The following is a 10,146-nucleotide window of genomic DNA, read 5'->3' as shown; positions in this document are numbered from 1 at the left end:
CATGCCTTCGCCGAATTCGCCGTCGAGCATGCGGGCGATGTCGCGCAGGGTCTGCACCATGTCGAGGCGGACACTGTCATCATCGGCGCGAAAATATTCGTTCAGCTCGTCCAGCGCATTGCCCAGCCAGCTGGCCTTGAGTCGGTCCAGCAGGATTTCGGCTGTGGCGATGGCGGCCTTGCTGTCGCCCTTGGCGAGTTGCTGCTGCATGGCGTCGTGAATGGCCTTCAGGGCCAGGCATTCATAATGCACGCAATCGCCGACCAGCGCGCCTTGCGTGGTGGTGAGGTCGGGGTTTTTCAGGGTGATCGGCGCTTCCGGGTCGATCGGACGGGTTGAGCGCGGCATGGGTGTCTCCAATTTTTGGCAGGGTTTCAGACAGGGTGAGGGGTCCGCACGCGTGAGCGCCGAAGCGATGGGAGGGAGCGGGATGTCGGCCGGAGCCGATAAAGCGCTGATTGAATAACGGTAGGCTTCGACAAGCATCCCGCTCGCGGAGATTTCCCGGACGCTCTCGCGACCGATTCCAATGCGCCAGATACTGGGTGTCGGTCGTTTAGTGCCCCTGGACCTGATCGCACGCCCTGCCGGAGCTTTGGGGTGTCACATCCAAAGCGCGGACAGGCTCCGCTCGCTTCCGGGCACAAGTGACTGAGCTCGCGCCTCCCGTCCCGAAAACCGAGGGCAGTCTCCCATGGCGGTGAAGGGGGGAGGATAAGTTTGGTGATTTTTTTGATCGAGCGCACTTTCCCTCTCCCTCGGGAGAGGGCCAGGGTGAGGGGTAAATCCCGGTATTGCCGGGCGTTTCCCCCTCATCCGGCCTCCGGCCACCTTCTCCCAAGGGAGAAGGAAGGTGGTGCGCAGTGTGGGATAAAGTCACAAAATCTTGTCGTCCCGGACATATGCCCGGCCTCGAGCCGGGCGGCGATCCGGGACCCATTATCGCAAAAGCTGGCCGCATCGGGCGTATGGGTCCCGGGTCTTCGCCCTGATCAGGTCAGGGCTGCGCCCGGGATGACACGCGTGTATCGGCGTCGGATATCCCTTTCAAACCAAACCCGTCGGTCCCGGATGGCGCTGCGCGCCTCCGGGAAAAATGAAAGGGGAGGGGTCAATGGGGCCCCTGCCGGCCGCTCGCCACCTCGCCTATCAAGGGCGAGGACGGGCTGCCGGGAGGATTGTCACGATGACGCGGCGATAGCGGCTGAGGGCGGGGTGGCCCTTGTCGGTGACGCGCAGGATGAAGTGCGCGGTTTGTGCCGTACCGACCTCGGGAGCGGCGAAGCCGCGGGCGTAGAGATTGTCCGCTCCCCAGAGCTCGATCCTGTCCGGAAAACTGCCGGCCTCGCGATAGTGGAACCATTGATAGCTGAGACTGTCGCCGTCAGGGTCGAAGGATCCCAGCGCGCTCAAGGCGACGGTGTCGCCACTGTGTACGGTCAGCCGATCCGCATGATCGAGCCGGGCGATGGGCGGATGATTGGCATCGGCATACTCGCTCACCGTCCAGTCGATGCGGGCCGCAAAATCATTCTGGATATCGTCGCGCCAGCGCCACAGGGTGGCGCGATAGCCAGTGAAGTTTTCCTCGCCATAGCCGTGGGCGCGGCCATGGGGCCGGGCCAGCCAGGGCCGGAGTGTGTCGATCGCATTGGTCCAGATCGGCCGGGTCTCCTCGGTCACCGGCACCCCGCCGGTGAACCCGTCCGGGTCGAGGGCGGACAGCTCGGGTGTGTAGAATTCATAGCGGCCGCCCCATCCGCCCCAGTCCGGGTGTTCCGGATCGCTCAACCCGTTGCGGACGAGATTGAGAAAGGTCGGCGTATCGCCCTCCATCCCGTAGGCGACATCGGGATAGGCGGCGCCAAACGGGCCATGGCCCTGCTGGATGTTGTCCGCCAGCCAGTCATTCGAGATGGAGGTATTGTCCAGCCCGTCGACGACATGGGAAATCCCGGTCCAGGTCGCCGCGCCATAGCCGCCCGGGCTGACGATGTAGAACAGGTCGGGGAAGGTTTCGCGCATCCAGGCGCCGGTGTCGTCCTGGTCGGAGATCGTATAGATCCGCAGCTTGCCGGTGAGGCGTGCGACTTCCGCGGGCGTGCGGGTGGCGCGGAGTGTGTAAAGCGCTTGCGCCAGCGTGTTGGGTCCACCCCAGGCGGCGACCCAGAGCGGGCGCGGATCATCGGCTTCCAGGGCGGCAATGATGAGGTCGGAGCCGGGCGTGTCGCGACCCTCGCCGATACCGGCCATGCCGTAGACCGGCTGGCCGGTTGTGACCAATGCGCTCAGCGTGTCGGCATCGGGATAGCCGGGCGCGTGCCGGCTCAGCGTGTCGTGCACTTCGGCATATTGCCGGATCACATGATGGATCGACTCCGGCGCGGTCCGGTTGCGCTGATGGATCGAGGTCGTGGCGACCAACCCTTCCAGATCGATCTCATTGGCATACAGAAAGAGCCGGATCAGTGACTGCGTATCGTCCGGATCGGCTTCGATATCGGTCAGGACGATGAGGCGATTGTGGCCGGTGTTCGACGCGGCTGGCGGGTCTTCGGGCGTGGCGCTGAAAACGCCCCCGAATGCCGACGCCACAAACAGGCAAATCAAAATCGCGCGCATGATCAATCCTCCCCGCTTTCCGGTGAGGGTTGATCAGTGCAACCTGAATGACAAGCCTATTGTCTGAGTTTTGCGATGCACCTGCCGGGTCAGACCGGTGCGCGCCCCTAGGTCGCTACAAACGCCTTCTCGACGACGAAATCCGCCGGTGCTGCATTCGAGCCTTCGATGAAATTGCGGTCGAGGCAGATTTGCTTGACGTCTTTCAGCAGGCCTTCCGAGCCGCAGATCATGACGCGATCGGTTTCCGGGTCGAGCGGCGGGACGCCGAGGCGGTCGAAGAGTTCGCCGCTTTCGATCATGTCGGTGACGCGTCCCTTGACCGGGCCGTCCTCGCGGGTGACCGAGGTGAAGTGGACGAGTTTTTCGCGGGCGAATTCGCCGATCAGCTCGTCATCCTTCACGGCTTCAACCAGTTCGATGCCATAGGTCAGCTCGGCGGCTTCGCGGCAGGTATGGGTGAGGATGACCTGGTCGAATTTCTCATAGGTCTCGGGGTCGCGGATCAGGCTGGCGAACGGCGCGATGCCGGTACCGGTCGAGACCATGTAGAGGCGTTTTCCCGGCTTGAGGGCGTCGAGCACCAGTGTGCCGACCGGCTTGCGGCCCAGGAGGACTTCATCGCCTTCCTTGATGTGCTGGAGGCGCGAGGTCAAAGGTCCGTCCGGAACCTTGATCGAGTAGAAATCGAGCGCCTCGTCCCAGAAGGGGCTGGCGATGGAATAGGCGCGCAGGAGCGGTTTCCCGTCCTCCTTGGGCAGGCCGATCATGATGAATTCGCCCGAGCGGAAGCGGAAGGCGTCCGGCCGCGTGATACGGAAATGGAAGAGCCGGTCGGTGAAATGCGTCACCGACAGCACGGTCTCGACCGTGTAGGGGCCGGGCTTGGCGGACACGGTATTTTTCTTGGCAGGCGCGGTCGCGGTCATCGTCATCATCTCGTACTCGGTTGTCAGGGTGAGGCCGTCCGGGAAGGGATCGTCAGGCCGTCACGCGCGGCGCTTCGGTATCGGCCCAGGGCGGAACAGGCAAGCCCCGCGAGGACAGGAAGTCCGGATTGAAGAGTTTGCCGGCATAGCGGGCACCGCTATCGCACAGCATGGTCACGATCGTCTTGCCCGGACCCAGATCACGGGCCAGGCGCATGGCGCCGGCGATATTGATCCCGGCCGACCCGCCCAGGGACAGGCCCTCGCTTTTCACCAGGTCGAACAGGATGGGCAGCATTTCGGCATCCTCAATCCGGTAGATGTGGGAGACTTCAAGGCCTTCCAGATTGCCGGTGATGCGGTTGACGCCAATCCCCTCGGTGATCGAGGAACCTTCGCCCTTGAGCTCGCCCTTGGTGAAATAATTGAACAGGGCAGCGCCAGCGGGATCCGCTGCGCCAATGGCGATGTCCGGCTTGTGGGCGCGCAGGGCGTCGGCGACACCGGCCAGCGTGCCGCCGGATCCGACCGCGCAGATGAAACCGTCAATCGCGCCGCCCGTCTGCTGCCAGATTTCCGGGCCGGTGGTCAGCGCATGGGCGCGCTTGTTGGCGAGATTGTCGAACTGGTTGGCCCAGATCGCGCCGTTTGGCTGACTCTCATCGAGTTCTTCGGCCAGTCGGCGCGAATAATGGACGAAATGATTGGGGCTCGAGAAGGGGGCGGCGTCGACCTCGATCAGGCGGGCACCAAAGGAGCGGATCGCCGCCTTCTTCTCTTCCGACTGGGTGCGGGGCATGACGATGATGACGTCATAACCCAGCGCGCCGCCGACCAGGGCGAGCCCGATCCCGGTGTTGCCGGCCGTCCCCTCGACGATGGTCCCGCCGGGCTTGAGCGTGCCGTCAGCCTCGGCTTCCCGCACGATATTGAGCGCGGCGCGGTCCTTCACGGAACCGCCCGGATTGAGGAATTCGGCCTTGCCGAGGATTTCACAGCCGGTCGCGTCGGACGGGCCATCGAGCCGGATCAGCGGGGTATTGCCGATCAGGTCGAGCACATGTTGGGCAGACACGGGGCAGTGTCCTTTCGTCAGTTCTTCTTATTCGGCCGCGACTTGTTCGGCGGCGATTGGGGCCGCGGTGTGGATTCCGCACTCGGTCTTGGACTGGCCGCGCCAGCGACCGGAGCGGATATCGCCATCCGCCTCGACCGGCGAGGTGCAGGTCCAGCACCCGATTGAGGCATACCCCATATCGCTCAGCGGATGTCGCGGCAAATCGAAGCGACGGAAATAGTCCTCGATCGCGGTGGCGTCCCAATTGGCCAGCGGATTGACGCGGACGCGGCCATTGATCCGCTCGACCACCGGCAGGCGCATCCGGCCGCCGCCGTGGAAGCGTTTGCGGCCCGTGATCAGGGCGTCATACTCGCCGATCACCGCGTCCAGCGGCCGGACCTTGCGCAGGGCGCAGCAGGCATCGGGATCGCGACTCCACAGGCGGTTGTCACCATCTTCATCGGCGACATCATCGCTGTCCGGCGTCAGCACACGGATCTGTGTCAGGCCGAGCTGTTCGGTGAGCTGGCGCTGATACTGCTCGGTCTGGGCAAAGAGGCGGCCGGTATCGAGGAAGATGACCGGCGTGGCCGGGTCGATCTGGGCCATCATGTGGAGGCCGACCGCGGCCTCGGCACCGAAGGAGGAGAGAATGGCGAGCTTGCCGACCCATTCGCGCTCGATCGCATCGCGCAGGATGTCCTGCGGGCTCATGTCGCGATAGCGGGCATTGATCGCGGCGAGATCGTCAACCGGGCGGTTGTGCCGGTGATGAAAGAGCGGTGTGACATTGCCGCGCCCGGGTTGATAGGCGTGGGTGAAACGGGTGCGCGCGCGCGCCCAGTCGGCGTCCAGACCCTTGCGGTCCGGATCGACATCATCAAAGCCGACGCGGATCAGGTGCTGGGCCTGGTCGGGGATGAGATCACCCACGGCGCGCAGCTTGCCGGTATAGCCGGCCCGCTCGCGCAGCTGGGCGGCCAGGGTGAAGCCGCGGCCATCATTGAATTTGGCAAAGCGGATATCGACCCTCACGGCGCCGGCGATTTCAGCCCTGGCCTCGCGCCAGTCGGCATCGCCGGGCAATTCGATGATGAGCCCCCCGCCGGCGGCCAGCTGGGCGTCGGCGACGGGATGGGTGTCGGGTGTGCGATCAAGCGTCAGCATAGATGGCCTCCTTGAAGGCGTCGGATCCGACACGGCGCAGCGTGTCGATGAAGCGCTCCTCGTCAGCGCGAATTTCGAGATAGGTGTGCAGCAGGCGGGCAATGGCGGCGGGGACATCCTCGCCGGCCAGGCCCTTGCCGATGATGGAGCCGATTGCGGCATCGGTTCCGAAGGCGCCGCCCAGCGTGACCTGGTAAAATTCCTCACCGCGCTTGTCGACGCCGAGCACGCCGATATGGGCGACATGGTGGTGGCCGCAGGCATTGATGCAGCCATCAATCTTGATGGTCACATCGCCGGCCTTCTCCGACAGGCCCTCGGCCTCCAGCAGGGTGGAGATGGCCTGGGCGATGGGGATGGAGCGCGCATTGGCAAGATTGCAATAATCCAGGCCCGGGCAGGCGACGATATCGGTGGCCAGGCCCGCATTGGCGGTGGCCAGACCCGCGTCGACCAGACCGCTCCAGACCGCTTCCAGATCGCCATTGCGGACATGCGGCAGGATCAGGTTCTGGTCCGGCGTGGCGCGGATTTCATCGAAACCATAGCGCTCGGCCAGATCGGCGACGGCCGTCATCTGCCGATCGGTGATATCGCCCGGTGTGCCGCCAATCGGCTTGAGGGAAATGACCAGCGAGGACAGGCCGTCGACCGCATGATCGCGGCGATTGCGGTCAAGCCAGCGGGCGAAGGCGCGGTTTTCCGTGACCGGAATGGGTGTCGGCTCGACCTGTTTCGGGAGGTCGAAAAAGCGGCGGATGCGGGCGATCTCGGCGTCGGGGAGTTTCAGCTCGCCCGCGCGGATCACGCGCCACTCATCGTCGACCTGGCGGCCATATTCCTCCGGACCCAGCGCCTCGACGAGGATCTTGATCCGGGCCTTGTAGAGATTGTCGCGACGACCATGCTGATTGTACACGCGCAGGCAGGCCGTGAGGTAGGAGAGAAGGTCTTCCGGCGCCAGGAAGGGCTTGATCAGATGGCCCAGGCGCGGCGTCCGGCCCTGACCGCCGCCGACCCAGACTTCAAACCCGGTCTGGCCCGCCTCGTTCCGGACAATCTGAAGGCCGATATCATGGACGCGGATGCCGGCGCGGTCTGCGGTTGCGCCATTGACGGCAATCTTGAACTTGCGCGGCAGGAAGGTGAATTCCGGGTGGAAGCTCGACCATTGCCGGATGATCTCGGCCCAGGGGCGACCATCTTCCAGCTCGTCGGCTGCGGCCCCGGCGAACGGATCCGCCGTGACATTGCGGATGCAATTGCCCGAGGTCTGGATGGCGTGCATTTCGACCGCGGCGAGGCGATCGAGAATGTCAGGAATATCGACCAGGGCCGGCCAGTTGTATTGCAGGTTCTGGCGCGTGGTGAAATGGCCATAGCCCTTGTCATAATCCCGCGCGATCCTGGCCAGGGTCCGCATCTGCGTGCTGTTCAGCGTGCCGTAGGGAATGGCTACCCGCAGCATGTAGGCGTGCAGTTGCAGATAGACGCCATTCATCAGGCGCAGCGGCTTGAACTGGTCCTCGGTGAGACGACCGTCCAGGCGGCGTGTCACCTGATCGCGAAACTCCGCGATCCGGTCGGCCACCATGGCGTGATCATAGCTGTCATACTTGTACATGGGTCAGGCCGTCGCGTGTGCGTGAGTGGAGCCGGTCGTCGGACCGGTGAGCCGGATGCCTTCGCGGCGCCATTTCTGGCCACCGGGCAGGTCCCGGGCGAGCTCGATCAGATAGGCGCCGACGGCGATATGGCTTTCACCCGAGGCGAGCTCGAGGACGGCATCAGCCTGGTCGGTATCGAGACGGGCGGCCTCGGCGAGCTCGGTCGTCCACTCGCCGGTCGCGGTGCGATAGATCACCCGGCCATCGGTGAGGCGGTTGGCGGTCACGGTCTTCATGCGAATTGCTCCCGGCCGGTCGTGGTCGCGGCCTGGCTGATGGCGGTGCCGGCGACGTCGCCGACAATGATGATGGTGGGGCCGGCAATGGCTTCGCGTGTCACGAGCCCGGCGAGATCGCCCAGCGTGCCGGAGACGCGGCGCTCAGTGTCCAGCGTGCCATTCTCGATGAGGGCGACCGGGGTTGCGGGATCGCGTCCGGCGGCAATCATCTTTGCCTGGATCTCCGGCGCAGCACCGACGCCCATATAGAAAACGGTGGTGGAATTGGCGGCGGAGAGGGCGCGATAGTCGGGGTCCGGCCCGTCCTTCTTGACCACACCCGAGGCAAAGGTCACCGACTGGGCATGGTCGCGATGGGTCAGCGGGATGCCTGCCGAAGCCGCGCAGGCGACGGCGGCGGTGATGCCCGGCGTGACCTCGACGGCAATCCCGGCGGCGCGGACGACGTCCAGTTCTTCGCCGCCGCGACCGAACACGAAGGGGTCACCGCCCTTGATGCGGACCACGCGCTGACCTTTGCGGGCCTCGCGCACGAGAATGTCGCCAATGGCGTCCTGGGGCACGGGGTGATGACCCTTGGTCTTGCCGACATCGATCCGCAGGGCATCGCGGCGGGCGAGGTCCATCACGCCGTCACTGACCAGGCGGTCATGGACGATGACATCGGCTTCGCGCAGGAGGCGGGCGGCCTTGAGGGTGAGGAGATCGGGATCGCCGGGGCCAGCGCCGACCAGGTGGACAATACCGGTGCGGGGCCCGGTCTCGCCATTCAGTTCGCGCAGCATTTCCCGGCGGGCACCGGCCTTGTCACCGGCGAGGGCGAGGTCGCGGGCCTTGCCGCGCAGGGCGCGTTCCCAGAAGGCGCGGCGGTCGTCGAATTTGTCGAGGACGGATTTCACCGTGCCGCGCAGCTCGCGGGCGAGGTCAGCGATGACCCCGACGCGTGCCGGCAGGGTCTGTTCGATCGCGGCGCGGATATCGACCGACAGGACCGGAGCGGCCCCGCCCGAGGCGATGGAGACGACAATGCCGTCGCGGTCGACAATGGCCGGAGTCTGGAAATCCGAGGCGGCCGGGCTGTCGACGATATTGACCATTGCGCCCTGGCCGCGCCCCCATCGTGCCAGCTTGTCGAGCTCGCGCTCTTCGCCGCCGGCGAGGAAAATCAATGTCGCGCCACGAAAGTCCCGCCGTGTCGGCACACGGCGTATGATCTTCGCATACTGGGCAATATCCGAAGCAACAGGATCGCTGGACTCACCGGTGAACCAAAGCAACCGGGCTGGGGATGACGCGAACAGGCGTGCCTTTGGCTCGGCCATCGGGCCGTGCCCGACAACGATCACCGTCTGTCCATTTAGGGGAATGGAGGCAGGGAAAACACGCATGGTCACTCGTCCGTTCCTGCGCCTTCGTGGCGCGACGAGTTCAATATTTCTATTCGATGCAGTGATTACAAACGACGATTATTGGCTTTTCACGTTAGAAAAACTAAACTGACGTCATGGTCCAGACCTCCCGCCTTCCCCCGCTCAACGCCCTGCGCGCCTTCGAGGCCGCCGCCCGGCTGGAGAGTTTTGCCCGTGCGGCCGACGAATTGGCGGTCACGCCGGGCGCCATCAGTCAGCAGATCCGGCAATTGGAGGAGCATGTCGGGGCTCCGCTTTTTGTCCGCGAGGGCCGCGGATTGAGCCTGACCGAGGCCGGTCGGGCCGCCGCCGGCATTACATCGGAAGCCTTTGAAACGCTCGAGCGCGCCGTCTCCCTGATGCGCCAGCCCGTGCATCGCCGCGCGCTCACCGTTTCGGTCGCGCCCTCCTTTGCCGGCAAATGGCTGGCGCCGCGCCTCTTCCGCTTCCAGGAGGAAGTGCCCGGCGTGGAGGTCTGGATCGCCGCGACGTCGGAGCGGGTCGACCTGGCCGCCGGGGCGGCTGATCTGGGCATTCGCTATGGTCCGGGCGGCGACATGACACTGAATGAGGAGACGTTGCTGGCCGAGGAGGTTCTGCCGGTCTGTTCGCCCGACTTGCTGCGCGATGGCCCGCCGCTCGCCCGCGCCCAGGATTTGCGTGGCCAGACCCTGCTGCACGACGCATCACCGGAGACCGAGGTCGACGGCGCCGACTGGACGTCCTGGCTGAAAGCCCGCAATGCCCGCGGTGTCGATGTGGCAGGCGGGGTAAGGTTCAACCAGTCGGCCCTGGTCATCGACGCCGCCGTCGCCGGTCGCGGTGTCGCCCTGGCCAAGCGCGCCCTCGTCCAGAACGACCTCGCCAGTGGCCGCCTCGTGGCGCTCTTCCCCGACGGCACAACGCCGGTCCGCTCGGCCTATCATATCGTCACCGCGCGCAACCGCCCCCTCAGCCCGGACGCCGAGGCCTTCATCGCCTGGCTGAAGGCCGAGGCGCGGGTGCATGAGCATTCGGTGGATGAGTTGTGAGGGTATTGAGCGGCGCTCGCGC

The 10,146-nt window shown here is 65.1% G+C and carries 9 protein-coding genes; 1 reads left to right on the top strand and 8 read right to left on the bottom strand.

Annotated elements, in window-relative coordinates; translation table 11 throughout:
- The 8 genes from QZ266_RS05865 to cysG all read right to left on the bottom strand — a co-directional run.
- The coding region (locus tag QZ266_RS05865) for a hypothetical protein (protein WP_295692570.1) at positions 1-348 on the bottom strand (348 nt) is incomplete at its 3' end.
- A gap of 801 nt (positions 349-1,149) precedes the next feature.
- Positions 1,150-2,622: a DUF1593 domain-containing protein gene (locus QZ266_RS05860; protein ID WP_295692568.1), complete on the bottom strand. Its 1,473-nt coding sequence runs from the start codon at positions 2,620-2,622 to the stop codon at positions 1,150-1,152.
- Positions 2,623-2,729: 107 nt separating this feature from the next.
- On the bottom strand, positions 2,730-3,551 hold the full coding sequence (locus QZ266_RS05855; protein WP_366524005.1) for a ferredoxin--NADP reductase: 822 nt from the start codon (positions 3,549-3,551) through the stop codon (positions 2,730-2,732).
- A gap of 52 nt (positions 3,552-3,603) precedes the next feature.
- Positions 3,604-4,626 carry a cysteine synthase A gene (locus QZ266_RS05850; protein WP_295692562.1) on the bottom strand — a complete coding sequence of 341 codons (1,023 nt, stop codon included), beginning with the start codon at positions 4,624-4,626 and terminating at the stop codon, positions 3,604-3,606.
- A gap of 27 nt (positions 4,627-4,653) precedes the next feature.
- A complete protein-coding gene (locus QZ266_RS05845) occupies positions 4,654-5,778 on the bottom strand; it encodes a phosphoadenylyl-sulfate reductase (RefSeq protein ID WP_295692559.1) in 1,125 nt (374 codons plus the stop codon).
- On the bottom strand, positions 5,765-7,402 hold the full coding sequence (locus tag QZ266_RS05840; protein WP_295692557.1) for a nitrite/sulfite reductase: 1,638 nt from the start codon (positions 7,400-7,402) through the stop codon (positions 5,765-5,767). Before QZ266_RS05840 ends, QZ266_RS05845 begins: the two co-directional genes overlap by 14 nt.
- A gap of 3 nt (positions 7,403-7,405) precedes the next feature.
- Complete coding sequence (locus QZ266_RS05835; protein ID WP_295692553.1) at positions 7,406-7,681, bottom strand: DUF2849 domain-containing protein; 276 nt, start codon at positions 7,679-7,681, stop codon at positions 7,406-7,408.
- The gene (gene cysG / locus QZ266_RS05830) at positions 7,678-9,072 is read right to left on the bottom strand and encodes a siroheme synthase CysG (protein ID WP_295692552.1); all 1,395 of its coding nucleotides are present in this window, start codon (positions 9,070-9,072) and stop codon (positions 7,678-7,680) included. Before cysG ends, QZ266_RS05835 begins: the two co-directional genes overlap by 4 nt.
- A gap of 116 nt (positions 9,073-9,188) precedes the next feature.
- On the opposite strand from cysG, the gene gcvA reads away from it, so the two are divergent.
- Positions 9,189-10,124, top strand: coding sequence for a transcriptional regulator GcvA (gene gcvA / locus QZ266_RS05825; RefSeq protein ID WP_295692549.1), 936 nt, complete (start codon positions 9,189-9,191; stop codon positions 10,122-10,124).
- The last annotated feature ends 22 nt before the right edge of the window (positions 10,125-10,146 follow it).

This window comes from uncultured Maricaulis sp. (assembly GCF_905480005.1).
Lineage (GTDB): Bacteria > Pseudomonadota > Alphaproteobacteria > Caulobacterales > Maricaulaceae > Maricaulis.
Note: the sequence above shows the minus strand (reverse complement) of the source record. Positions and strands in the feature narration are given on the sequence as shown.

Excerpts from the sequence above, each read along its gene's own strand:
- gcvA (WP_295692549.1), top strand. The coding sequence starts at position 9,189 with ATGGTCCAGACCTCCCGCCTTCCCCCGCTCAACGCCCTGCGCGCCTTC.
- QZ266_RS05840 (WP_295692557.1), bottom strand. The coding sequence starts at position 7,402 with ATGTACAAGTATGACAGCTATGATCACGCCATGGTGGCCGACCGGATC.
- QZ266_RS05855 (WP_366524005.1), bottom strand. The coding sequence starts at position 3,551 with ATGACCGCGACCGCGCCTGCCAAGAAAAATACCGTGTCCGCCAAGCCC.
- cysG (WP_295692552.1), bottom strand. The coding sequence starts at position 9,072 with ATGCGTGTTTTCCCTGCCTCCATTCCCCTAAATGGACAGACGGTGATC.
- QZ266_RS05845 (WP_295692559.1), bottom strand. The coding sequence starts at position 5,778 with ATGCTGACGCTTGATCGCACACCCGACACCCATCCCGTCGCCGACGCC.
- QZ266_RS05835 (WP_295692553.1), bottom strand. The coding sequence starts at position 7,681 with ATGAAGACCGTGACCGCCAACCGCCTCACCGATGGCCGGGTGATCTAT.
- QZ266_RS05860 (WP_295692568.1), bottom strand. The coding sequence starts at position 2,622 with ATGCGCGCGATTTTGATTTGCCTGTTTGTGGCGTCGGCATTCGGGGGC.